The 23,807-nt window shown below is 69.1% G+C and carries 24 protein-coding genes; 12 read left to right on the top strand and 12 right to left on the bottom strand.

Going from position 1 to position 23,807, the window contains the following annotated elements:
* Window positions 1-56 precede the first annotated feature (56 nt).
* Complete coding sequence (locus tag OF380_RS05565; RefSeq protein WP_264049768.1) at window positions 57-770, bottom strand: gamma-glutamylcyclotransferase; 714 nt, start codon at window positions 768-770, stop codon at window positions 57-59.
* A gap of 47 nt (window positions 771-817) precedes the next feature.
* A complete protein-coding gene (locus OF380_RS05560; protein WP_264049767.1) occupies window positions 818-1,117 on the bottom strand; it encodes a hypothetical protein in 300 nt (99 codons plus the stop codon).
* 264 nt (window positions 1,118-1,381) lie between these two features.
* On the opposite strand from OF380_RS05560, the gene recO reads away from it, so the two are divergent.
* On the top strand, window positions 1,382-2,122 hold the full coding sequence (recO, locus tag OF380_RS05555) for a DNA repair protein RecO (protein ID WP_264049766.1): 741 nt from the start codon (window positions 1,382-1,384) through the stop codon (window positions 2,120-2,122).
* A gap of 53 nt (window positions 2,123-2,175) precedes the next feature.
* Window positions 2,176-4,425, top strand: a complete 2,250-nt coding sequence (gene parC, locus OF380_RS05550) for a DNA topoisomerase IV subunit A (RefSeq protein ID WP_264049765.1) — start codon at window positions 2,176-2,178, stop codon at window positions 4,423-4,425.
* 336 nt (window positions 4,426-4,761) lie between these two features.
* Here the strand turns inward: parC and infA are convergent, their stop codons facing one another.
* On the bottom strand, window positions 4,762-5,034 hold the full coding sequence (gene infA, locus OF380_RS05545; RefSeq protein WP_056178999.1) for a translation initiation factor IF-1: 273 nt from the start codon (window positions 5,032-5,034) through the stop codon (window positions 4,762-4,764).
* Between the two features lie 256 nt (window positions 5,035-5,290).
* Window positions 5,291-6,442, bottom strand: a complete 1,152-nt coding sequence (locus OF380_RS05540) for a branched-chain amino acid ABC transporter substrate-binding protein (RefSeq protein WP_264049764.1) — start codon at window positions 6,440-6,442, stop codon at window positions 5,291-5,293.
* Between the two features lie 196 nt (window positions 6,443-6,638).
* Between OF380_RS05540 and OF380_RS05535 the strand changes: the two genes are divergently transcribed.
* Genes OF380_RS05535 through OF380_RS05520 form a run of 4 tightly spaced genes read left to right on the top strand, consistent with a single transcriptional unit; the run spans window position 6,639 to window position 9,276 of the window.
* Window positions 6,639-6,962 carry an XdhC family protein gene (locus tag OF380_RS05535; RefSeq protein ID WP_264051209.1) on the top strand — a complete coding sequence of 108 codons (324 nt, stop codon included), beginning with the start codon at window positions 6,639-6,641 and terminating at the stop codon, window positions 6,960-6,962.
* Window positions 6,963-6,972: 10 nt separating this feature from the next.
* Window positions 6,973-7,674, top strand: a complete 702-nt coding sequence (locus OF380_RS05530; protein ID WP_264049763.1) for an XdhC family protein — start codon at window positions 6,973-6,975, stop codon at window positions 7,672-7,674.
* On the top strand, window positions 7,671-8,696 hold the full coding sequence (locus OF380_RS05525; protein ID WP_264049762.1) for a molybdopterin-binding protein: 1,026 nt from the start codon (window positions 7,671-7,673) through the stop codon (window positions 8,694-8,696). The genes OF380_RS05530 and OF380_RS05525 overlap by 4 nt, the downstream gene beginning before the upstream one ends.
* Entirely contained in the window at window positions 8,689-9,276 is a 588-nt protein-coding gene (locus tag OF380_RS05520; protein ID WP_264049761.1) for a nucleotidyltransferase family protein, read from the top strand. The genes OF380_RS05525 and OF380_RS05520 overlap by 8 nt, the downstream gene beginning before the upstream one ends.
* 3 nt (window positions 9,277-9,279) lie before the next feature.
* Here the strand turns inward: OF380_RS05520 and OF380_RS05515 are convergent, their stop codons facing one another.
* Together OF380_RS05515 and OF380_RS05510 are read right to left on the bottom strand one after the other, a co-directional pair.
* On the bottom strand, window positions 9,280-9,453 hold the full coding sequence (locus OF380_RS05515) for a DUF2256 domain-containing protein (protein ID WP_264049760.1): 174 nt from the start codon (window positions 9,451-9,453) through the stop codon (window positions 9,280-9,282).
* Between the two features lie 191 nt (window positions 9,454-9,644).
* Window positions 9,645-10,511 carry a methionyl-tRNA formyltransferase gene (locus OF380_RS05510; protein WP_264049759.1) on the bottom strand — a complete coding sequence of 289 codons (867 nt, stop codon included), beginning with the start codon at window positions 10,509-10,511 and terminating at the stop codon, window positions 9,645-9,647.
* A gap of 112 nt (window positions 10,512-10,623) precedes the next feature.
* Here OF380_RS05510 and OF380_RS05505 point away from each other — a divergent pair, with 112 nt between their 5' ends.
* Together OF380_RS05505 and OF380_RS05500 are read left to right on the top strand one after the other, a co-directional pair.
* Complete coding sequence (locus OF380_RS05505) at window positions 10,624-11,358, top strand: SDR family NAD(P)-dependent oxidoreductase (protein WP_264049758.1); 735 nt, start codon at window positions 10,624-10,626, stop codon at window positions 11,356-11,358.
* A 5-nt stretch (window positions 11,359-11,363) separates the two neighbouring features.
* Window positions 11,364-12,971 (top strand): cryptochrome/photolyase family protein, encoded by a 1,608-nt coding sequence (locus OF380_RS05500; RefSeq protein ID WP_264051208.1) that lies wholly within the window; start codon window positions 11,364-11,366, stop codon window positions 12,969-12,971.
* Here the strand turns inward: OF380_RS05500 and bcsS are convergent.
* Window positions 12,949-13,671 carry a cellulose biosynthesis protein BcsS gene (gene bcsS, locus OF380_RS05495; protein ID WP_264049757.1) on the bottom strand — a complete coding sequence of 241 codons (723 nt, stop codon included), beginning with the start codon at window positions 13,669-13,671 and terminating at the stop codon, window positions 12,949-12,951. The genes OF380_RS05500 and bcsS overlap by 23 nt on opposite strands.
* 375 nt (window positions 13,672-14,046) lie before the next feature.
* Between bcsS and OF380_RS05490 the strand changes: the two genes are divergently transcribed.
* Window positions 14,047-14,613, top strand: a complete 567-nt coding sequence (locus tag OF380_RS05490) for an exopolysaccharide biosynthesis protein (protein WP_264051207.1) — start codon at window positions 14,047-14,049, stop codon at window positions 14,611-14,613.
* Between the two features lie 45 nt (window positions 14,614-14,658).
* Here the strand turns inward: OF380_RS05490 and OF380_RS05485 are convergent, their stop codons facing one another.
* The 3 genes from OF380_RS05485 to OF380_RS05475 are packed head-to-tail and all read right to left on the bottom strand — an operon-like array spanning window position 14,659 to window position 16,498.
* Window positions 14,659-15,483 (bottom strand): metal ABC transporter permease, encoded by an 825-nt coding sequence (locus tag OF380_RS05485; RefSeq protein WP_264051206.1) that lies wholly within the window; start codon window positions 15,481-15,483, stop codon window positions 14,659-14,661.
* A 38-nt stretch (window positions 15,484-15,521) separates the two neighbouring features.
* The gene (locus OF380_RS05480; RefSeq protein WP_264049756.1) at window positions 15,522-16,370 is read right to left on the bottom strand and encodes a metal ABC transporter ATP-binding protein; all 849 of its coding nucleotides are present in this window, start codon (window positions 16,368-16,370) and stop codon (window positions 15,522-15,524) included.
* Window positions 16,367-16,498, bottom strand: a complete 132-nt coding sequence (locus OF380_RS05475) for a hypothetical protein (RefSeq protein WP_264049755.1) — start codon at window positions 16,496-16,498, stop codon at window positions 16,367-16,369. Before OF380_RS05475 ends, OF380_RS05480 begins: the two co-directional genes overlap by 4 nt.
* Before the next feature lie 114 nt (window positions 16,499-16,612).
* Between OF380_RS05475 and OF380_RS05470 the strand changes: the two genes are divergently transcribed.
* The 3 genes from OF380_RS05470 to OF380_RS05460 all read left to right on the top strand — a co-directional run bounded on the left by OF380_RS05470 (window position 16,613) and on the right by OF380_RS05460 (window position 18,422).
* Entirely contained in the window at window positions 16,613-17,101 is a 489-nt protein-coding gene (locus tag OF380_RS05470; RefSeq protein ID WP_264049754.1) for a Fur family transcriptional regulator, read from the top strand.
* Window positions 17,102-17,256: 155 nt separating this feature from the next.
* On the top strand, window positions 17,257-17,748 hold the full coding sequence (locus tag OF380_RS05465) for a lipocalin-like domain-containing protein (protein WP_264049753.1): 492 nt from the start codon (window positions 17,257-17,259) through the stop codon (window positions 17,746-17,748).
* 404 nt (window positions 17,749-18,152) lie between these two features.
* Entirely contained in the window at window positions 18,153-18,422 is a 270-nt protein-coding gene (locus OF380_RS05460; protein ID WP_264049752.1) for a DUF6894 family protein, read from the top strand.
* Window positions 18,423-19,498: 1,076 nt separating this feature from the next.
* On the opposite strand, the gene OF380_RS05455 is transcribed toward OF380_RS05460, so the two are convergent.
* Together OF380_RS05455 and OF380_RS05450 are read right to left on the bottom strand one after the other, a co-directional pair.
* Window positions 19,499-21,928, bottom strand: a complete 2,430-nt coding sequence (locus OF380_RS05455) for an HWE histidine kinase domain-containing protein (protein ID WP_264049751.1) — start codon at window positions 21,926-21,928, stop codon at window positions 19,499-19,501.
* 76 nt (window positions 21,929-22,004) lie between these two features.
* Window positions 22,005-23,507: an exopolysaccharide biosynthesis polyprenyl glycosylphosphotransferase gene (locus tag OF380_RS05450; RefSeq protein ID WP_264049750.1), complete on the bottom strand. Its 1,503-nt coding sequence runs from the start codon at window positions 23,505-23,507 to the stop codon at window positions 22,005-22,007.
* Between the last annotated feature and the right edge of the window lie 300 nt (window positions 23,508-23,807).

The following is a 23,807-nucleotide window of genomic DNA, read 5'->3' as shown; positions in this document are numbered from 1 at the left end:
TGCTGCCGCGCGCCGGTGTGGCGCGCCGCATGGACATGGATCGTGCGCCCCGGCGATCAGCTGACGGGTGGCCGCACGCCTTCCGTGCGTAGCCGGTCCTCCAGCCGTTCCGCCACCAGCGCCTGCAGCGTCAGCAGGTGCGGGCAATGGATGCCTTCGGCGAGGCAGGCGGCGACCGTGCGGAACAGGTACTCGGCGCTGGGGCCGAGATGGCCGGCCCCGGATGCGATCCGGTCGGCGATGGCCTCTTCGGAGATTGGGCCCGTGTAGCGGTCGCTCTGCGGGTTCACCAGGAATGTCAGCGCCTGGATCGTGCCGGCCGCCGTCTCCACCGGCACCCAGCGCCCGAGATAGCCGTTGCCGCGCATCTCCCGCCGCCAGACCGGAAGCAGCGTCTCGGCGGCCTCCGCGCCGGTCAGGCGGAACGCGACGCCTTCGCAGGTGCCCCCCGCATCGAGAGCGAGGACGAGGCCGGGATTGTCCGCGCTGCCGCGAAAGCGCCGCTGCAGCAGGCAGAAGCGTCGATGGTAGCCTCGTACCGTGCCGACCCGCCGCTCGGAATAGGCGAATTCGGGCTGCCAGATCAGGGACCCGTAGCCGAACACCCAGAGCCCCTCCGCCGGCATCGGCCGTGCCGCCAGGGCGGCGGCGAGGCCAGGGGCCAGTTCGGCATCGGTCATCAGGGCCAGCGCCGTGGCGTCGTCGGCCACCGGGCTGGGATGCGCGCGGGCGATGAGGTCGAGGCTGAGGGCGAGGGGGGTGTCCGGCATCCCGTCACGGAACCATTGCGTTGCGGGCGGTGCAAGCCGGGCCTTCGTCAGGTCTTGCCGGGAACGGGGGTGTCGAGTTCGGGGAAGGGCTCGGTGCGATGGCCCTGGCAGACCTCGTCGTCCTCGTTGACGACACTCAGGACGCCGCCACGCTCCTGGACGACGATCTTCGGCCGCTCGGGCTCGCCGAGATTCCGTCCCCTCATCCGAGTGGAGATGCAGTGGAGGGTACGGCCGCCGTCCTGGAAGGGCTGCGAGATCCGACTGCGCTCGAACCGCACCGGGATCAGCGAGACGGCGCCGAACGCGACCTGCCGTAGGGCGAGGGCGGCGATGCGCTCGCGCAAGGGAGCCGTCGCTCCAGGCGGGGCGGGGCTGGGGACCGAAACCCGCGGTGTACAGGCGGTAAGCGCCAGAAGCCCCGCGATGGCCACGGGACGAGCGCGCAGCGGGACGTGTCGGGGACGGAGGTGGAACATCGCACGGGCCGCTCTCGAATCGGAACCCGCCGAGCTAAGCCGTTTTCATCCTGAGCGGGAATACCAAGGCTGTTGCAATCGCAGCCATTCCGCCGCGTTTGCAACGCGTGTCGCGTTCCGTAAGACACGCTCATGCAATGGACCGACGACGGGCTGGTGCTCGGTCTGCGCCGACAGGGCGAGACCAGCGTCATCCTGGAACTCATGACCCGCGATCATGGCCGCCACCTCGGGCTCGTGCATGGCGGGCGCTCGCGGCGGATGCAGCCGGTGCTGCAACCCGGGAACCGGGTTCGCGCCACTTGGCGGGCCCGCCTCGATGAGAGCCTTGGGGCGTTCGTGGTGGAGCCCATCGAGTCGGTGGCGGCCCGGCTGATGGGCTCGGGACTGGCACTCTACGGCATGAGCCATCTCTCCGGGTTGCTCCGCCTGCTCTCCGAGCGCGAGCCGCATCCCGAACTCTTCGCGGCGGCCTGCCTGCTCATCGACCACCTGCACGATCCCGACATCGCCCCACCCCTGATGGTGCGCTTCGAACTCGCAATCCTGGCCGAGCTCGGCTTCGGACTCGATCTCGGCGTCTGCGCCGCCACGGGGGGCAACGACGCGCTCATCTACGTCTCGCCCCGCAGCGGTCGAGCCGTCAGCGCCTCGGCCGGCGAGCCCTATCGTGACCGACTGCTGGCTCTCCCGGATTTCCTGCGCGCGCGCGAATCCGGTGCACCGCTTCCCATGACGCCGGACATCCGGGCCGTTACCGAGGGGTTTACCTTGACGGGGTATTTCCTCGATCAGCACATCTGGGTGCCGCGCGCCATCCCGGCCCCGGAGGAGCGTGCGCGCTTCGTTGCATTGAGCACGCGGAACGCCTAGATTGCGTTCGCGTTTTGTTCTGATTTGGGTCGGACACGGCCCGGGAGTTCGCCATGGGCCAGCCCTTCGAGCCGCCATCGGGGTCCGACGGCATCGAGAGCGTCGAGCTGAAATCCGCGCTGGAGGACCGCTACCTCGCCTATGCGCTCTCGACCATCATGCACCGGGCGCTGCCCGATGCGCGCGACGGCCTGAAGCCGGTCCATCGCCGCATCCTGTTCGCGATGCGCCTCCTGAAGCTCGACCCGACCTCGGCCTTCAAGAAATGCGCCCGCATCGTCGGCGACGTCATCGGCAAGTATCATCCGCACGGCGACACCGCGGCCTACGACGCGCTGGTGCGCATGGCCCAGGACTTCGCGCAGCGCTATCCGCTGGTCGACGGCCAGGGCAATTTCGGCAACATTGACGGCGATAACGCTGCCGCCCAGCGCTACACCGAGGCCCGGATGACGGAGGTCGCGCGCCTCCTGCTCGAAGGCCTCGACGATGATTCGGTGGATTTTCGCCCGAACTACGATGGGCAGGAGGAGGAGCCGGTGGTGCTTCCCGCCGCCTTCCCGAACCTGCTCGCCAACGGCAGCCAGGGCATTGCGGTCGGCATGGCGACCTCGATCCCGCCTCATAACGCGGCCGAACTCTGCGACGCGGCGCTCTACCTGATCGGCCATCCGGAGGCGACCTCGGCCCAGCTCCTCACCTTCGTGAAGGGGCCGGACTTCCCCACCGGTGGCATCCTCATCGACAGCGCGGAATCCATTACCGAGGCCTATCGCACCGGACGTGGGGGATTTCGCGTGCGTGCGCGCTGGGCCAAGGAGGATCTGGGTCGCGGTACCTGGACTATTGTGGTCACCGAGATCCCTTACGGTGTGCAGAAGGCGCGCCTCATCGAGAAGCTCGCCGAGCTCCTGCAGGAGCGAAAGTTGCCCCTGCTGGCCGATGTGCGCGACGAATCGGCCGAGGACGTTCGCATCGTGCTCGAGCCCCGCGCCCGCAACGTCGATCCCGTCATCCTGATGGAATCGCTGTTCCGGCTGACCGAGCTCGAATCGCGCATCTCCCTCAACATGAACGTACTGGTGGGTGGGCTCGTCCCCCGCGTCATCGGGCTCGCCGAAGCCCTGCGCGAGTGGCTCGATCACCGTCGTGTCGTGCTCCAGCGCCGCTCGCGCCACCGCCTCGGCCAGATCGACCGGCGCCTCGAGATCCTCGGCGGCCTCCTCATCGTCTATCTCGACCTCGACGAGGTCATCCGCATCATCCGCGAGGAGGACGAGCCGAAGCCCTCCCTCATGAAGCGGTTTGAGCTTACTGAGATCCAGGCCAACGCCATCCTCGACACGCGCCTGCGCTCGTTGCGCAAGCTGGAAGAGATGGAGATGAAGCGCGAACTCGCCGCGCTGACGCAGGAGAAGGAGGGGATCGAGGGCCTGCTCGGTTCCGACAAGCTGCAATGGGCCGACATCACCAAGCAGATCCGCGCGGTGAAGAAGACCTTCGGCCCCGAGACCAAGATCGGCGCGCGGCGCACCACCCTGGAGAACCCGCCCGATACCGCCGGCATCGATTTCGCCGCCGCCATGGTCGAGCGCGAGCCGATCACAGTGATCGTCTCGAACAAGGGCTGGATCCGCGCGCTCAAGGGCCATGTCGCCGACCTCTCGGGCGTCGCCTTCAAGGGCGACGACGGCCTGAAGCTGGCCTTTCCGAGCGAGACCACGGCCAAGATCCTTGTGCTGGCCTCGAACGGTAAGGTCTTCACCCTGGAGGCGGCCAAGCTGCCCGGCGGGCGCGGCTTCGGCGATCCGATCCGCCTGATGGTGGATTTCGACGACGGTACCGAGATCGTCGCGGCCTTGCCCTACCAGCCGGGCACGAAGCTCCTGGTTGCGGCCTCCGACGGGCGTGGCTTCCTGGCCCCGGCGGACGCGCTGGTGGCCAACACCCGCAAGGGCAAGGGCATCATGGGCCTCGACGAACCCGCCACCGCTGCGGTGCTGGTACCGGCTGCCGGCGACCACGTGGCCGTGTGCAGCGCCGACCGGCTGATGCTGGTTTTCCCGCTCAGTGAATTGCCCGAGATGGTGCGCGGCAAGGGCGTGCGCTTGCAGCGCTGCCGCCAGACCACCCTCACCGATGCCCACGTCTTCACTCTGGCCGAGGGCTTGCCCTGGCGCGAGACCGGCGGCGAGGCGCGGCTCGCGAATGCGAGCATCCTGGAGAAGTGGATGGGGCACCGCTCGGATGCGGGCGCACTGATGACGCGCAGCTTCCCGAAATTCGAGCGATTCGGGAAATAGGGACAGTGTCGAGGTTGCCGGGGCGAGGACATCAGGCCGGTCGGCCAAGCGTCTCCTCGGCGATCTGAAAATTTCGCTGGAGAAGCGCCGCCAGCGCCCGGTCTGGCGCTTCCGGCTGGCCGAGGCGGTTCGCAGCTTCGGAATATGCCGACCGCGACGCCGATCAGACGTGCGAACGCATGCTGGGATCAATCGGCCACGTTCCGAGTTGCCAGCATGCGGAGATCGTCGCCGAGACCAGACACGAACGGCAAGACGCGGGAAAACCGGTCTTGCCGCACCTTCCTAGTGGCGTCCTAGAGCTGCGTCCTCGGAGCGGGTGTCGCGCCGGAAGCGTCAGCGGCGGCGGAACTGTCCACGCATCGGCGGGCGGGGACCCGAGGAACGCTCGTCCTTGTGACGGAACACGAGGCGTCCCTTCTCCAGGTCGTAGGGTGACATCTCGACGGTGACGCGGTCACCCGCCAGAGTCTTGATGCGGTTCTTCTTCATCTTGCCGGCCGTGTAGGCCACGATCTCGTGGCCCTGGTCGAGCTGCACGCGGTAGCGCGCGTCCGGCAGGATCTCGATCACGAGACCGTCGAACTGCATCAACTCTTCTTTCGCCATCCACACTCTCCAGCCGGACGGCCTGAAAAGGGGCGACCCGGGACACAAAACGAAGCCGTTCGGCAAAACGCGGCGGGCGGCGGGTCCGATCCCATCGGATGCGCAACACCGGCGAGCGTTGCCCCGACATAAGGTTCATGTGGTTCGGAAGCAAGCTTTTCCGGAATCCAGCCCCGATCCATGCGGAACGATCGCAACTTGGTTCGCGCGTGCGCAGGAGACCTTCCGATCCAAATGCGCGCGTCGGGTCGCTTGGTCAGTACGCGACCTCGTTCCCCGCGTAGTCGAGGCGTCCGTCCGGCGTCCGCTTCCAAACCTGCAGGATGGCGGCGGGGCGGCGCGGGTCGGATTTGAGGTCGCCCTTCGCGTCGTAGGCCAATTCGCCGAGCACCGTCCGGATCGGTTGGCCCTGGTGCAGGTACTGCGCGACCGCTTTTCCATCCGGTACCCCGCCCGTGATGGGTGGCGCACCCGCAAGGCCCTGGCGCAGGACCTCCACCGCCGCGTAGGCGAGGGGCGCGACCATGTCTGCCTCCGGTGTCCGGAGGGGACGCGCGCCCTTCGTCTCGGGGAGCCGGCGCGGATCGGGCGCCACGGTCATCACCGTGCCCTCGGCCATCGGCCCTGCCTGTGCGAAGGCTGGATCGCGGAGCCCATCGCTGCCCACCAGGGCCACGCTCATCCCGGCCTCACGCAGGCCGCGCAGCAGCACGATCGCTTCCGGGGCGAGCCCTCCGAAATACACCGCGTCCACCCGCGCTCGCTTCAGCCGGGCCGCTAGTCCCGAAGCGTCCCGCTCGCCGCGTGCCAGAGGCTCGAAGGCGACTTCGGGCTGGCCCTTTCCCTTGAGACTACGGGAGACCGCCTCGGCGAGGCCGCGCCCATAGGGACTCTTGTCGTGCACGAGGCCGATGCGCTGGCCGGCATGGCGCTCGGTGAGGTAGGCACCGGCCCGCGCGCCCTGCTCTGCATCGTTCGGGCCCGTGCGGAACACGTTCCAGAGGCCCTTCGCTGTCAGGCTCGTGACGCTGGTCCCCGGCAGCACCGCGACGATGCCGGCCTCCTCGTAGGCCGGCAGGACGAGACCCGCCACGCCCGCGTTGAAGGGACCGACCACGAGCCCGACACGCTCGGCCGCGAACAGTCGCGCCACCGCGAGCCCCTGCTTGCCGTCGCCGGCATCGTCCGCCACCACCAGAACGAGGCGTTGCCCCTCGACGCCGCCGGCCCTGTTGAGGTCGGCCACCGCCTGCTCCGCACCGAGGCGCAGGCCCAGGCCGAAAGCAGCATCCGGACCCGTCAGCGGCGCCGAGAGCCCGATCCGGATCTGCGCCTGCGCACCGCCGATGCCGAGCCATGCGGCGAGGGTCAGGACCGTGACGAAGATCGAAGCGCTGCGGGCGGTCATGGGATGCAGGTCCATCGGTCTTCGCTGAGAAGCACTCAGGATAGGGCTGCCTGGTCGGTGCGGGAAGTCACGCTCTGATCCAGCGTTTCGCGACGCGGCATTGTCGCGGCCGCAGGGGAGCTTAGGTCTTTGGCAGGGGTTTGCCGGAACGCGTGCCCGCGCGGGGCGTCGTGGGGATCCAGGGTTCATCATGTCCATACTCTCGACCGATCACGACATCCTCGCCGCCGCGGAGACTTGGCGCCGAGAGGGACGCGGCGTGGCGCTCGCCACGGTCATCGAAACCTGGGGCTCGGCGCCGCGTCCCGTGGGAAGCCACCTCGTGGTCGACGGCGGCGGCAATTTTCTCGGCTCGGTCTCCGGCGGATGCGTCGAAGGGGCGGTGATCACGGAAGGCGTCGAGGCGATCGCCGAGGGGCGCGCGCGGGTCATCGAATTCGGGGTCGCCGATGAGACGGCGTGGCGCGTCGGCCTGTCCTGCGGCGGGCGCATCCGCGTCTTCGTCGAGCCCGTGACCTGAGGGCGCCGGCATGCAACTCGACACCCTCTCACGCCTCAATGCCGAGCGTGCGGCACGCCGGGCCGCGATCCTGGTGACCGACCTCGATGGCGGCGCGCAGCGCGTGGTGCCCGAGGCCGAGATCGCGTCCGATCCCCTGGCCGATCTTCTGGCCAAGCACCTCGCCACGGGCCGGAGCGGCCGCGTCTCGGTCGAGGGGCGCGATCTCTTCCTGACCGTGCAAGCGCCCCCGGTGCGCCTCGTGGTAATCGGCGCGGTTCACATCAGCCAGTCCCTGGCCCCCATGGCCCGCGCCCTCGACCTCTCGGTCAGCGTCATCGATCCGCGCACCGCCTTCGCCACTCCGGAGCGCTTCCCCGGCATCGACCTCGTGGCGCAATGGCCCGACGATGCCCTCAAGGGGCCGATCCCGCCGTTGGACCGCTACTGTGCGGTGGCGGCCCTGACCCACGACCCGAAGATCGACGACCCCGCCCTGGTGGCCGCCCTGAATGCAGACTGCTTCTACGTGGGCGCCCTCGGCTCGCGCAAAACCCACGCGGCGCGGGTGGCGCGGCTCGCGCAGGGGGGCTTCTCGGAGGCGCAGATCGGCAGGATCGCCGCACCGATCGGCCTCGATATCGGTGCCGTCAGCCCAGCCGAAATCGCGGTGTCGATCCTGGCCCAGGTGATCGCCGCCCTGCGCGGCCCCCGCGCCGGGGCGACGCCTTGAAGTTCGGTGCCGTGCCGACCCGGGAGGCCGCCGGCCTGATCGCCGCCCATACGGTGCGGGCACACGACGTCGTTCTGAGGAAGGGCCAAGCCATCCCTCACGCGGATGCCCTGCGCCTCGATGCGGCGGGTCTGTCCGAACTCGTCGCCGTCACGCTCGAACCCGGCGACGTCACCGAGGATGCGGCGGCCGAGGGCCTCGCCGCGCACCTCGCCGGCTCCCACCTGCATCGCGCGCCGCCCTTCACGGGCCGGTGCAATCTCCACGCGGCGCGCGCCGGCCTCCTGCAGGTCGACCGGACAGCGATCGACGCCGTGAACGGCGTCGACGAGGCGATCACGGTGGCTACGCTTCCCGCCTACAAGCCCGTGGTGACCGGCGAGATGGTCGCCACCGTCAAGATCATCCCCTATGCGGTCCCGGGCGAGGCCCTGGAGCGGGCCTGCCGCGCCGCGCCCGCGGCGTCGCTCAGTGTGGCACCCTACCGCCTGCAGCGGGTCGGCGTGGTCTCGACGCTCCTGTCCGGCTTGAAGCCTGCGACCATCGACAAGACCCTGGCCAACCTGCGCCGTCGCCTCGCCCCGACGGGGGCGGACCTCGTCACCGATGCGCGCGTGGCTCATCGCGCCGAGGACGTGGCGGCGGCGATCCGTGCCTCGGTGGAGGCGGATCGCGCGGACCTCGTGGTGGTGTTCGGCGCCTCGGCCATCGCCGACCGACGCGACGTGATCCCCGTTGGGATTGAGGCGGCGGGCGGCCACGTGGAGCACCTTGGCATGCCGGTCGACCCGGGCAACCTGCTGCTCGTGGGCGCGGTGGCCGGGGTACCGGTCATCGGCGCGCCGGGCTGCGCCCGCTCGCCCAAGGAGAACGGCTTCGACTGGGTGCTGCACCGGCTGCTCGCGGGGCTCGCGGTCACCCGGGCCGACATTGTTGCGCTCGGTGTCGGTGGCCTCCTCATGGAGATCGTCTCGCGCCCTCAGCCGCGCTCCGGCGGCGATACGGCCGACGACGATGCCTGACATCGGCATTGTCGTCCTCGCGGCCGGACGTGGGACCCGGTTCGGCGCAAGCCCGAAGCTGCTCCAGTCCTGGCGGGGCAAGCCCCTCGTGCGCCACGCGGCGGAGGCCGCCTTCGACTCCGGGCTCGGGCCGGTGGTGGCCGTGCTCGGTGCCCATGCCGACGTGGTCGGGCCCGCCCTCGACGGTCTGGATCTCGCTCGGGTCACCAACCCGGCTCACGGCGACGGGCTCTCGACCTCCCTGCAGGTCGGGCTCGCGGCCCTGCCGGACCGGGTGGACGCTGTCCTCGTCCTCCTGGGCGACATGCCGCGCATCACGCCTTACCACCTAAACCAACTCGCCGACGCGTTTCGGCGGGCGGACCCGGCCCCGTCGGCGGTGGTTCCGGTCCATGCCGGTCAGCGCGGCAATCCCGTTCTCCTCAACCGGCGCCTGCTCGCCTCTGCCCTTGCCGCGCTTCAGGGGGACCAAGGCGCCGGACGCCTCCTCGCCGAACGCAGCGACGTACTCGAACTCGCGATGGATGCCGCCGTCACGCAGGACGTCGACACGCCCGCTGGCCTTGCCGCACTGGCCTGAGGCTCAATCCCGCCGCGTGGCGTCCGGTGCGCCGCGCTTGGATTCCGCCCGGCACCGATCGGAGCAATAGCGCACCTCGTCCCAGACGCGTTCCCACTTCTTGCGCCACGCGAACGGTTTGCCGCACTGGACGCAGGTCTTTGTCGGCAGGTCGGCCTTCTTACGCATCCGCGCCATGACGATGGTGTTCCAAACCCGGTGAACCTGACCGGCCTCAGCCGGAAACATCGTCGCGTACGAAGTCGCGTCCAGCCCGGAGGAGGCTCAGGATGATGACGCGTTGCCGTCACTCCTGACAGCGGTCAGAGCCCGCCGTTCGAAAGTGATCGTCCGCAAACGCCACGACGTTGCTCACGGGACCTCAGCGCCTATCGCCCGAGATGCTCTACTTCCGTCGCCGGCACCGGGCTCCACCGGTTGAGCTGGATGTAGCCGTCGCGGGCCGCGATGACGATATGGCGGCGGTACCGGTGCACGACGGCGCCCGGTGTATGGCGGTGCGCTTCGCGCCATCCCTCGGCCTGCGCGACGAAGACACGGGTCTCGCCGACCCTTGCCAACGTCTCGATAGAGCCGAAGGCCCGCACCCGGCGCAGGATGGCCTCGACCTCGGTCCGGAAATCCAGCGTGCGGTCCGCATCCGTCACGCGGGGCCAGTAGGAGCCGGTACCCTGCGGCGCGGCCGCCTTCCACAGGGCCGGCAGCGTGCGCGCGACCGGGCCGGAGGCGATGCGATGGGCGGCGATCTGGCACTTGGCGAGCAGGGTCTCGTGCGTTTCGAGGGGCGAGAGCGCGAACCGCTCCTGGACAAGGATGTCACCGGTGTCGAAACCCTCCTCGGCTAGGACATGGGCGGTCACGCCCCATTCGGCCTGCCCGTCGCTGATCGCCTTGAACAGCGGATAGGGCCCGCGGCCGACCGGCAGCGGGGACGGGTGGAAGTTGAGCCCGTAGGCGGCCTTCCCGGCCCAGCCTCTCACGAGCCAGGGATAGCCCGCCACGACGAGGGCCCAATCGGTACCGTGCGCCTCGGCCAGGGCCGCGAGGTCCGGTGCCTTCAGGCGCGAGATCTGCATGGGGATGCGGTGCGAACGCGCCCGCGCGACGACGGACTCGTTGTGATCGTAGAGGCCGTCGCAGGGCCGGGTGAACAGCTTGATCGGTGTCCAACCCGCCCCGATCAGAGCGTCGAACACGCCGCCGAGGAAGTCGATACCCGCAAAGGCGAACTTCATCACGCTCCTGACCAGCCTGCGACCCCAGGGCTCGACCGAACCCGCGCCATGACGGGTCCCCGCCTGCGGCTCGCGCCTTACTTAGTCGATCGCGAGCGGATTGGGAGCGGGCATGAAGCGGGTCATCGTCTACGGGGGAACCGGCGGGATCGGTGCGGCGACGGCGCGGGCGTTGCGGCGGCGTGGATACGCTCTGCACCTTGCGGCGCGTGACGAGGGACGCCTCCGGTCGCTGGCATCCGACCTCGGTGAGACCACGTTCACGGCCGGCAACGTCTGCGATCCCGATTTCTTCTCGCGCGTGACCGCCGAGGCAGGCGAGACGATCGGCGGCCTCGTCTACGCGGTGGGCACCATCAACCTGCGTCCGCTGGCCAAGCTCACGGTCGCGGATGCCGAGACCGATTTCCGCATCAATGCGCTCGGCGCGTTCCTGGCGATCCAGGCGGCGGCGCGGCCCCTCAAGGCCGGCGCGGGTGAGGCGGGCGCCGGGATCGTCCTGTTCTCCACCGTGGCTGTGGCGCAGGGCTTCGCCCATCACGCCTCCGTCGCCATGGCCAAGGGCGCCGTGGAGGGGCTTGCCCTCTCGCTCGCGGCTGAACTCAGCCCGCAGGTCCGCGTGAACGTGGTGGCGCCCTCTCTGACCCGGACGCCCCTGGCCGCCGCGCTCACCGCGAGCGAGACGCTCGCCTCTGGAATCGCGGCGATGCACGCACTTCAACGCCTTGGAACGCCGGAGGACATCGCAAATCTGGCCGCATTCCTCGTCTCGGACGAGGCCGGCTGGATCACCGGACAGATCATCGGGGTCGACGGCGGCCGCTCGGCCCTGCGCACCAAGGGCTGACCCCCATCCGCACCCTTCGCTTCGTGCTCGGCGACCAGCTCACCTGCCGCATCGCCAGCCTCACGGACCTCGACCCGGAGCACGACGTCGTCCTGATGGTCGAGGTCCGGGCGGAGGCGACCTACGTCCGGCATCACAAGCAGAAGATCGCCTTCCTGTTCTCCGCCATGCGCCACTTCGCGGCCGAGCTGGAGGCGGAAGGCATCGCCGTCGATTACGTCCGCCTCGATGCGCCCGGCAATACCGGCACCTTCACCGGCGAGCTGATGCGGGCCATCGCGCGTCATGAGCCCGACCGCGTCGTCGTGACCGAGCCCGGCGAATGGCGGGTCTGGGCGATGATGCAGGATTGGCGCGCCGATGCCGCCGTATCCGTGGAGATCCGCGATGATAACCGTTTCCTCTGCCCACGCGCCGACTTCGCGGCCTGGGCCGGGGACCGCCGCTCGCTGCGCATGGAGACGTTCTATCGCGGCATGCGCCGACGCACCGGCCTCCTCATGGATGGGGCGGAGCCGACCGGCGGCCAGTGGAACTTCGACCTCGAGAACCGCAAGCCCCTGCCGAAGGGGCATGTCCCGCCGGAGCGGATCGGCTTCCCGCCGGATGCCGTCACGCGGGAGGTCATCGCCCTGGTGGAGGCCACGTTCGCGGATCATTTCGGCGATACGGACGCCTTCGCCTGGCCGGTGACCCGCACCGAGGCGCTCGATGCCTTCAAGCACTTTCTTGCCGTCGGCTTGCCCCGCTTCGGCGACTACCAGGACGCCATGCGCGCGGGCGCTCCGTTCCTCTACCACGCGCTGATCGCCCCGGCCCTCAATTCCGGGCTGCTCACCCCTGAAGAGGTGTGTCGGGCAGCGGAGCGCGCCTACCGGGAGGGGAGGGCGCCGCTCCACTGCGTCGAGGGATTCATCCGCCAGATCCTGGGCTGGCGCGAATACGTGCGGGGGCTCTACTGGGCGCGTATGCCGGACTACGCGGCCTCGAACGCGCTGGAGGCGACCCGCGATCTGCCGTGGTTCTACTGGTCCGGCGAGACCGACCTGAACTGCTTGGCGCAGTGCATTGGCGACACCCGCACCCACGCCTATGCCCATCATATCCAGCGCCTGATGGTGACCGGCAACTTCGCCCTGCTCGCCGGGATCGCCCCCGCTCAGGTGGAGGAATGGTACCTCGTCGTCTACGCCGACGCCTACGAGTGGGTGGAGTTGCCCAACGTCCACGGCATGGTGCTCTGGGCGGACGGGGGCGTGATGGGCTCGAAGCCCTACGCGGCCTCGGGCGCCTACATCAATCGGATGTCGGATTACTGCCGGTCCTGCGTCCACGACGTCGCGAAGAAGACCGGTCCGGGGGCCTGCCCATTCAACTATCTCTATTGGAATTTCCTGATCACGCATGCCGACCGGCTCTCGGGAAACCCCCGCCTGGCGATGCCCTACCGGACTCTCGAACGCATGGAGCGGTCGCGGCGGGCGGAGATCCGGGCGCAGGCGGAAGATTTCCTGAATGGGCTGAGCCGCCCCGTCGCCCCCCGCCAGGGCACGTTCGAACTCCAGGCGCCACCCCGCCGTTCGCGTACCCCTACCAGGGGGTCCAGAGCGTAAGTCCGACGTAAGGGCTGGTATCCTCCCGCGCGCTGGCTTGCTGCAGCCCGGCGGAGACACGCAGGCTGAATCGGCCGAGGGCGAAATCGGTCGCGTGCAGCCCGAGGTTCCATTTCGTGTAGCCGGTGCCGTCGAGGTAGAGCGCCGCTTCGGGCCCGAGATAGGCGCCCCCGATCCGATACCCCCAGGCGAGACGACCCCAGGCGCTGGCGCGCGTTGAGCCGAGGATGAGGGTGGCGGTCAGGAGGGTTTCGTCGCTCGGCCGGGCCCAGACCTCACCGTGAAGGCGCAGTCCGAACCGCGGCGGCAGGATGCGGGCACAGCTGCAGCCCGTCACTGCCTCCGCCATGCCTTCCGGCCCCGCATAGGCGGACACGACCCCCCAGTCCTGGAACCATTGATAGCCGAAGACGAGGGCGCCGGTCGCGATCTCGCGATTGAGCGTACCCTCCTGCCGCCGGCTGGCGCCGATGCTGCCGAGGGCGACGAAGCCCTCCCGGTCGATCCGGTCCAGTGCCACCTTCGCACCGGTGGTGACGAAGACGGACGGGCTCGCCTCCAGGCTGCCGAATAGGAGGAGCGAGGCCGGCGAGGACGCACCGGCCAGTCCGGGAGAGGCCGGTGCGAGGAGGCTCGTCAGGCCCGCGAGGAGGCCGATCCGGAAAGCCCGGCCGGACCTCCAGGCCGCGATCGATACCATGGCCTATCCGAATCGATGCGGATGCGATGGTTTTTTGTCCGGGTTTTTTGCTTGATAAGCAACCAAGGATCGGTCGAAACGAGGCTAAGTTATGGATATATCAACTATAAACGAGGACCGTGTCTCGATCTCCACAAATATTCAAACCTCACGGATTGTCGGGGAAATATGAGTGCAGCCTCAGATCGTTCTCTGTGATGGGCCATCGTGGCCAGCCTCGGGGATCGTCCACGGGAATCGCAGCGGGTTCAGACGCTGCACGCGCGGACGCGCCGCTTGGCCTGAGTGGTCAACTCGGCTACAGCCCGCCTCAGGACAGTCGCCAATGGCCGAGCTTTCTTGTCACCTGCTGCCAGAACTTCCGAGGTTCTCACCGTGCTCGCCGAGCAGGAGGGAGAGCGCCTGACAGTCGGTGACATCGTCGCCGTCCTGAAGGATCGCGCCTTCGCGCTCCTCATCGTGATCCTCGGATTGCCGAACTGCCTGCCGATGCCGCCGCCGATTCCGCTGGTCTGCGGCCTGCTGCTCCTGCTCGTCGCGATCCAGATCACGGCGGGCATGGCCTCGCCCTGGCTTCCGCGCGCGCTGCTGCGGCGCTCGGTGGCCCGCCGGGATGTCGAGCGCGCAGCCAGCCGCGCCGTGCCCCTGCTGCGTCGCCTCGAGCATTGGTCGCGCCCGCGCATGAGCCTGTTCGAGACCGGGATCGGCATGCGGGGCGTGGGCCTGCTGCTGCTGACCCTGTCGCTCGCCCTGATCGTGGCTGCGCCGATCGTCGGGCAGATCCCCCTCGGGCTGGCGATCTGCCTCGTCGGCCTCGGTCTGGTCGAGCGTGACGGTGTCGTGGTGCTGGGCGGCCTCGCCATCGGGGCGATCGGCGTCCTCCTCAACGCCGGCTTCGTCTACGCCATCATCTCCGGCCTCATGAGCCTGTTCAACCTGTAGAATTCCCGCCGGAGGCTCCCGAGCGGGATCAGGCTTCCTGGAGGATCAGGCTTCCAGGTGGCGGGCGCGGAACAGCCGGTGGACGAGGCCGCCGCGGCGGCCCACCAGCATCGAGGCGAGGTAGAGCCCGCCGGCGGCCAGCACGATGGCCGGACCGGTCGGCACGTCGGCCCGGTACGAGACGCTCAGCCCGATCACGCTCGACAGCATCGCGATGCCCATCGAGACCGGGATCATGCCGGAGAGGTCGGACGCCCAGAAGCGGGCGGCGATGGCCGGCAGCAGCATCAGCCCTACGGCGAGCAGGGTGCCGAGCGCCTGGAACCCGCCCACCAGGTTCATCACCACGAGGCCGAGGAAGGCGTAGTGGACCGGTCCGCCGGCGCGGCTCACCGTGCGCAGGAAGAGCGGGTCGACGCATTCCATCACGAGGGGCCGGTAGAGGGCGGCGAGCCCGAACAGGGTGACGGTGCCGATGCCGCCGAGCAGCCACAGGGCCGGATCGTCGAGGGCCAGCACGCTGCCGAACAGGATGTGCAGGAGGTCGACCTGCGACCCGCGCAGGGACACCAGCAGCACCCCGCCCGCCAGGGAAATCAGGTAGAAGGCAGCGAGACTTGCGTCCTCCTTGATGATCGTCGAGCGGGTGACGAGCCCGGCCAGCAGCGCCACCGCGAGGCCGGCCGCGAGGCCCCCGAGGGTCATCGCGGGCAGCGAGAGTCCGGCCACCAGGAAGCCGATCGCCGCGCCCGGCAGGATGGCGTGGCTCATGGCGTCGCTCATCAGGCTCATGCGCCGCAGCATCAGGAAGACGCCGACGGGGGGCGCCGAGAGCGAGAGCGCGAGGCAGCCGACCAGGGCCCGGCGCATGAAGCCGAACTCGATGAAGGGGCCGAACAGGAGGTCGATCACGCGGCGTGTCCGTGGTCGCGGGCCGGATGGGACGGTGCATCATGCTGCGCGTGGGCATGATCGTGATGCGCGTGGGCATGCCCCGGCGCCGCATCGGACGATGCATGGCCCCCGCAGACGGCCGCATCCTCGTCCCAGGCCTCCGACAGGCTCTGGGCGCGGGCGAGGTTGTGCGGCGTGAGCACCCGTTCGGTCGCGCCCCAGGCCACCGGCTCGCGGGCGATGAGCAGGGTCTGCGGGAAGTGCCGGCGGACCTGCGCCATGTCGTGGAGGGCCGCCACGATGGTCCGGCCCTGGCCGTGCCAGGCGTGGATCAGCGCCAGGAGGTCGGCGGTGGTGCGCCCGTCGACGCCGGTGAAGGGCTCGTCGAGGAGGAGGACGCGGGCGTCCTGCACGATGAGGCGGGCGAACAGCGCGCGCTGGAACTGTCCGCCCGAGAGCGTGCCGGTCAGCCGGTTCTCGAAGCCGCCGAGGCCGACCTTGGCGAGGGCGTCCAGGAGCAGGGGCCGGTAGGGCCGGGCGCTGCGCCAGGGGCCGAGGCGGCGCCAGAGGCCCATGGCGACGAGGTCGAGGACGCTCAGGGGGAAGCTCCGGTCGATCTCGGCGGCCTGGGGCAGGTAGGCGATGCCGTCGGCCAGGCCCGGGCGCTCGATGCGTCCTTCCAGGCAGGGGATCTCGCCGACGATCCCCTTGAGCAGCGTCGACTTGCCGGCGCCGTTCGGGCCCACCAGGGCGAGGAGGGCGCCGCGCGGAATCGTCCCGTCGAGGTGGTGTACGGCCGGATGGCGGTCGTAGCCCAAGGTCAGGCCGCGCAGGGCGATCGCACCGGGGGGGTCGCAGCTCATCGGGAGGCCCACAGGATGGCGGCCCAGAGCAGGAGGACCAGGAGGAGGGCCGCCGCGAAGCGCAGGGCGGCGCCGGCCTGGAACAGCGAGGGGCGCGGGGGAGCGGGCATGCGTCGGAGCCGGGTCACGGATGGATCATTTGCCCGAACGGATGCGCCGGCCTATGTTGGTGATGATACATCGTAACACTCGGGCAGTTCAACGGGCCGGGTTCGCGGGGCAGATGGTTCGCGGGGCAGATCATGCACGACCATGCGGCGACGCATGACCACGGTTGCGGCGGCGCGCAGGCGGCGCTCGCGCGGGCCGAGCGCCTGTGCCGGGAGCGCGACCTGCAGTTCACGCGCCTGCGCCGGGACGTGCTGGCGGCGGTGGCGGGCCAGACCCGGCCGATGGGCGCCTACGACATCGCCGAGGCCCTGAGCGAGCCCGGGCGCCGGGTGGCGGCGGTCTCGGTCTACCGGGCGCTCGACTTCCTCACCGAGCACGGCCTCGTCCACCGCATCGCCAGCCGCAACGCGTTCGTGTCCTGCGGGCATTCCCATACGGACGGGGCGGGCCTCGTCTTCCTGATCTGCCGCAACTGCGGCACCATCGACGAGACCACCGCCCCCGAGGTCGAGGACCAGCTCGGGCGGACCCTGGCCAAGGCGGGCTTCCGGCCGATCAGCCGCATCCTCGAGGTGGAGGGCGAGTGCGGCGCCTGCCTGAGCCGCCCCGCCGGGGATTGAGGCGGCCGCCCGCGGTCACGCGCGGCATGCCTGGGGCGCGACGGCGAGGCCCCCCGCACCCCGGGCGAAATCGGGTTCCCGATAGCGGGCCACGGCCCCCGCGCATACCATCGCGTTGATCGCCGTCGGCGAATCACACGATATGGGAGGGCTCCATGAAACGATTCATTGCGGTGGCTGCCACTTTCCTCACGGCGGCACCCTCGTTCGCCATCGATGCGCAAGAGATACACGGCACGTGGCGACTGGCTTCGGCGACGCGAAAACTGGTGGATACGAACGAGGTCATCGATGCCTACGGCGGTCCTCGTCCGACCGGCTGGCTGCATTACGGCCAGGACGGGCGAATGATGGTCGTTTGCGCCTTTGAAGGGCGTGAGAAGCCGGTCGCGAATGACAAGATGACCGACGAAGACCGGGTGAAGCTGCACAAGACCTTCTTCGCGTATGCCGGCGAATATGCGTTCGACGGAAAGAAGGTCGTCCACAAGATCGACACGTCGTGGAACGAGGTGTGGACCGGGACGTCTCAGGTTCGTGAGGTCGAATACAGCGACAAAAAACTCATTCTGAAGACACCGCCGTTCAAATTCAATGTCGACGGGAAGATGAGTGTCATCACCCTCGTTTGGGAAAGACCCTCATAGGTTTGCGCAGCTGTCGAAAATCAGGACAATCCTGCGAAGTGAATGCGATATGATTGGAAAATGGCGGCCCTGAAGGCGATGTACGGCTGATAATAGCCCGTGCTTTTATCGGATTCGTGGGTAGCGGCGAGAGCATCATCGAGGCCTCCGCATCGGAGGTCGAATGGGGTCATGACGTCGAAGCGACGTATCCGAACTGTTCGCCGTGAGACCAACGCTTCTCAAATGACGATATCGTTCGCCTCCCCAGGTGCGACACAGCGTCGACCCCGCCATCGAACCAACGCATGAAGTAGCAGCATAAAGAATACCTGCTCATGGTGCAGGCAATCGCGCGCCCCATCCAAGGCATGCTCGCGAGTGAGAGCGCAAGAGCTCCCGCCTCCACACAGATGAGGCGGGACATGCCGCGCTTCCATTTCAATGTTTACGACGGAAGAACGACGATTGATCAGGTCGGGACGGATCTGAATAACTTGAACGAGGCCAAGCTTGAGGCTATCTGGCTGGCCGGGCGGATGATCTCGGAAAACTTCGAGCATATCTGTTCATGTGCGGAGTGGCGTCTCGAGGTCGCGGATGATCAAGGCCTCGTGATGATCCGGCTTGATTTCAGTGTCGTCATGTCTCCCGTACGACCTGTCTCCGAGAAGAGCAGAATAGATCAATCCTAGGATCTATCCGGCTTATCGAGCCGCGTGATGTGTTTGATCGCTGCCGTCAAAGCCGCTTCATCGTCGCTGCACCCAGCCTCCGCAGGCGGCCTCGATGACGTGGTCCTGCTGCGCCTCGGTGCCGAGCTTGCGGGGAGCTCAGATCGGATCCGGCTCGTGGCTTCGGGGCCGCGCCCGCAACGCGTTCCCTCTCCTCGGAGAGGGGGCCCTGTAGCGTGTCACGACCGAACCGGGATGGCGTCTTCCCTCGTTCTCCCGGAAGGCTCTCGTTGCCAGACTTCTGGAGACACCCGCGGGTGCCCTCTCTCGAAGGAGAGGGAGCGCGGTGGTGCTTCACGAGCGAACAGGAATGGCGTGTATCCCGTCGTTCTCCCGGAAAGCTCTCGCCGCTCCACCTCTGGAGACACCCGCGGGTCCCCTCTCCTGGCAGGAGAGGGACAGGGTGAGGTGCGTGACCTCTTCGGAGATGGACCACACCTCACCCCAACCCTCTCCTTCCAGGAGAGGGAGCGCGGTGGTGCTTCACGCGCGAACTGGGATGGCATGCATCCCGTCGTTCTCCCGGAAGGCTCTCGCCGCTCCAGCTCTGGAGACACCCCCGGGTCCCCTCTCCTGGCAGGAGAGGGACAGGGTGAGGTGCGTGACCTCTTCGGAGATGGACCACACCTCACCCCAACCCTCTCCCGAAGGAGAGGGAGCGCGGTGGTGCTTCACGCGCGAACTGGGATGGCATGCATCCCGTCGTTCTCCCGGAAGGCTCTCGCCGCTCCAGCTCTGGAGACACCCGCGGGTTCCCTCTCCTGGAAGGAGAGGGACAGGGTGAGGTGCGTGACCTCTTCGGAGATGGACTACACCTCACCCCAACCCTCTCCTTCCAGGAGAGGGAGCGCGGTGGTGCTTCACGAGCGAACCGGGATGATCCGCACGACGACGTTCTCTCGGAAGGCTCTCGCCGCCCCACCTCTGGAAAAACCCGCGGGTCCCCGCTTCCTTCCCGGCAGGGCGCCTGCAGATGGCACCACGCTGTCGTTCCGGGGCGCCGCAGCGGGTCCGGGCCCTGCAGCCGATGAGCGGTCTCAGGACGGGGCGTCGGCGGCTTTCTGGGCGATGGCGCGGACGACCTGGCGGAGCTCCACGGGCTTGCGAAGTCGCGCCACCTCCGAGAAGGCGGCCGGGATCACCACGTCGTCGTAGCCGGTGACGAACACGAACGGGACCCCCCGGCCCTGCAGGGCCGTTGCCACCGTGAAGGCGGGGCCCTGTCCCAGGTTGATGTCGACCACGGCGTAGCCGGGGCTGTCATGCTCGATCACCTGCAGGGCGGTGCGCTCGTCCGGGCAGGGGCCGAGCACGACCGCGCCGGCCTGCTGCAGGGCCCGCTGGGTATCGAGGGCCAGGTAGTAGTCGTCTTCGACGACGAGCACCCGCGCGCCGGAAAGGTTCGCTTCACCGGTCATGTCCAGTTCGCCTCCCGAAATCGTGGTCTGCAAGGTCGCGGCATCGGTTTCCAGGATGCTGTCGCCCCACACCAGCGGGAAGTCCAGGCGGCAGCGCACGCCGGCCGGTTCGACATCCAGCCGGCCCCGCCCGTGCAGTTCGTAGGGCACGCGCCGCGTGATGAGCTCCGTGCCGAATCCCTGGCGCCGCGGAGGCGCGACGGCGGTGCCGCCGTCCTCGATCCAGTCGAAGCGCAGCCATGGCTCCCCGCTCTCGTAGACCACCTTCCACGCAACCGTGACACGGCCGTTCGGTTCGGCCAGGCCCCCGTACTTCAGCGCATTCGTCGCGAGTTCGTGGACGGCCAGGGTCAGCACCTCCGCGGCCTTCGGCGCCAGCAGGAGCGGGGGGCCTGACAGGCGGAACTGCCCGTCGTGCTCCGCCTGGACCTCGACCTCCTCGCGGACCAGGGTGGCGAGGTCCACGCCGGCATTGGCCGTCCGGGTCAGCAGGGTCTGGGTCCGGGCCAGGGCGCGCAGGCGGCCCTCCAGGCGGTCGCGGTACTCCGCGACGCTGTCCACGGTGTTGCCCGTCCGGGCGACCACCGAGCGGATCATGGCCAGGAGGTTGCGGACCCGGTGCTGCAGTTCGGCCAGCAGGATCGCCTGGTGTTCGGCCGATTGCCGGGCGTCCGTGATGTCCTGCTCGATGCCGCCGACGCGCGCGATCCGGCCCTGCTCGTCGTAGAGGGGGAAGTTCGTGGCCTGGATCCAGCGGAAGGCTCCGTCGGAGCCGCGCACGATGCGGAACGCGTGCGTGACGGACTGGCCGTTCCGGGCCTGCTCCAGGCGTTCCAGGGCGGCGGCGCGATCCTCGGGCACGATGAGGGCGGCCCAGCGCCGGGGCGGGCCGAGGATCGCCTCGGGGGGCACGCCGTAGATCGCCTGGATCGCGGGGCTGCCGTACTCCATGGCGAGCGTCCTGGCGTTCCGCATCCAGAGCGCGTCCGAGGCCGAGGCGGCAAACTGCGCGAAGCGGGCCTTGGTCTCGCGCTGGGCGGCCTCCGCGCGCGCGCGCGCGGAGGCCGCCCAGGTGCGCTCGGCCACCTCCGCGATGAGCGTGACCTCGGCGGACGACCAGTCCCGGGGGCGGCTGGAATGCACGCCGATCGCGCAGACCACCCGCCCGTTCTTCAGCAGCGGCACCGCGGCCTGCGCGGCGATGCCGCCCGCCAGCCAGACCTGCCGCACATCCTCACGGAGCCGCGGGTCGGAGGCGACGTCGGCGACGACCACGCGCCCGTTGGCCTGGAACGTCTCGTCGGCGAACCCCTCGCTGACCATCTTGTAGGGAAAGCGCTCCGGGAAGCGGTCTCCCTCGCGGATGTGCTGGCTGCGGATGATGACCTCCGCATCGTCGCCCACCCCGTACACCTCGGCGTACATGATCCGGCTGACGTCCAGGTGTTCGCCGAGCAGGTCCGATGCCGCCTGCTGGATGTCGGTGGCATCCGAGAGCGGTTGCAGCGCGTCGCTGAGGGTGAGCAGGAAGGCCTGGCGTTCCTCGCTCTCGCGGAGGGCGTCCTGCTCGGCGGCGCCCCGCCGCCGGGCGAGCACATGCTCCGTCGTCTCGAAGGCGGTGTTGAGCACGCCGACCACGGACCCCGCCTCGTCCCGGACCGGGCTGAAGGTGTAGTTGAAGTAGGCGTCCTCCGGATGGCCGAGCCGCTGCAGCGTGAAGGCCGCGTCCTCCAGCCGGGTCGCCTCGCCCGCGAGGGCGCGGTGCATCTGCGGGGCGACGGTTGCGGACGCCTCGTCCCAGACCTCCAGGAAGGGACGACCGAGCGCGTCGGGCTTTCGGCCGAGCAGGGGGCGGTAGGCGTCGTTGTGGAACATGATGAGGTCCCGCCCCCAGCACAGCACCATCGGGAGCGGGTGGTCGAGGACCAGGCTCAGCGCGACGCGCAGCGGCAGCGGCCACTGCGCCATGGGTCCGAACGGGGTGGCCGACCAATCGCGGGCGCGCATGTCCCGCGCCATCGCACTGCTGCCTGAGAGCCAGTTCGCCACGACCGTCATCCTCGCCGCAGGAAGCCGTACGCTTCGGTTGCGTTCATCGCCGCGGATTCGTCCGTGCGGCCGGGCCTCAGCGGGCGTTCCGGTAGGCGCGGGGCGAGAACACGGTCATGACCATGATCCGGATGTCGAGCCAGACCGACCAGTTGTCGATGTAGTGCAGGTCGTGCTGGACGCGGCGCTCCATGTCGAGATCGGTCAGCGTCTCGCCGCGCAGGCCGTTGACCTGGGCCCAGCCCGTGATGCCCGGCATCACGTTGTGGCGGCGGGCATAGAGGGCGATGCGGTTCTCGAAGCTGCGGTCGTGGGCGAGCGCATGGGGGCGGGGCCCGACCAGGGACATCTCACCGCGCAGCACGTTGAGGAGCTGGGGCAGTTCGTCGATGTTCGAGCGGCGCAGCAGCGCCCCGATGGGCGTGATGCGGTTGTCGTTGCGGGTGGCCTGCCGGAACACGGTGTCGCCGTCGGTGCGCATGCTGCGGAACTTGAACACGCCGAAGGGCTGCTGGTTGAAGCCGTAGCGCTTCTGCCGGAAGAAGACCGGGCCGGGGCTGTCGAGCCGGATCAGCACGGCCACCACGAGGAACAGCGGCGCGAGCAGCACCAGGGCCACCAGGGCCAGGCTCACGTCGAGGCAGCGCTTCAGGAACAATTCGCCGATCGAGAGCGGGCGGCGGCCGATATTGATGCCGGAGAGGCGGCCGACCCGGGCGAGCTTGAGGTCGGGGAAGCGGTCCATCACCGATCCGGGGCGCAGGTGCAGGGCGGCGGGCACGCGCAGGAACGCGTCGATGCAGCGCTCGATGTCGGAGGCCTCCGACCACGGCACCAGCACGAAGACGTCGTCGGGGCGCAGGAAGCGGACCACCGAGACGGCCAGATCGAGGTCCTCCGACAGCTGGGCCCGGCGCGAGGTGTCGTCGCCCAACGGATCGATCCGGCGCAGGTAGCTCGTCCCGATCACCCGCAGGCCGAGGGCCTCGGCGTCGTTGTTGGCGTAGAAGCGGGTGATATCCTCCTCGTAGCCGACGAGGTGGACCCGGTTGATCGAGGCGGAGGCCGGCGTCACCGCCCGGCGCACCACGCCCAGCATGGCCGCGCGCACGAGGATCAGGCCGGGCAGGCCGGTGACGAAGATCCCGAGGGAGACGAGGCGGGAATAATCCTGCGTCGTCTTCGTCGCGAAGCCGATCACCAGGGCGATGGCCCAGGCGCCGACCCAGACCGCCGCCACCCGGGTCAGGTGCGGCCGGTCCGTGAGCAGCGTCTCGACGCTGTAATCCTCGCGCACGAGGTTGGTCAGCAGGACGAACAGGGCGACGAGCGCGGCGAGCTCGAAGCTGCCGCTGGTGCTCACCGCCGGCAGCCCGCCGTGCAGAGAGAGGTAATAGGCGACGTCGACCAGCGCGGCGATGCCCAGGATCCCGACGAGGTCGGCGAGCGCCGTCGCCGCCGACAGGCCGGCACGGAACGCGGCGCGCCGGCGGCGCGGCAGCAGCGCGGCCCAGACTTCGCGCCGCGACCGGGGCACCGGAAGCTTCTCGAAGACGTCGGGAATGCGATCGTGAAACATCTGGAGCGCCATGTCCCAGCCTGATGCGGTGACTGTCCCGGGTTGGAACGGAAGCGCCCGCCCGACCCGGTTTCCGGGGGATATCCGCAAGGTTCGGACCCCCCGACACGCAAACACGCCGGTTCTTCCCAGCCTCGAAGACGCCGCCCGGCCCCGTGCCGTCCCCACGCGAGATCGCGCGGGACCGGTGCGAGGCCCGTGGGGGAAGCGTCCAATCCTTGAGGCTGTGCCTTGCCGTGGACTGTCCGATAGCGTGCCGTAACCGAACGTTAACTGAACGAAACGGTTTATTCGGCGCGG

This window comes from Methylobacterium sp. FF17, from assembly GCF_025813715.1.
Classification (GTDB): Bacteria; Pseudomonadota; Alphaproteobacteria; order Rhizobiales; family Beijerinckiaceae; genus Methylobacterium; species Methylobacterium flocculans.
Note: the sequence above shows the minus strand (reverse complement) of the source record. Positions and strands in the feature narration are given on the sequence as shown.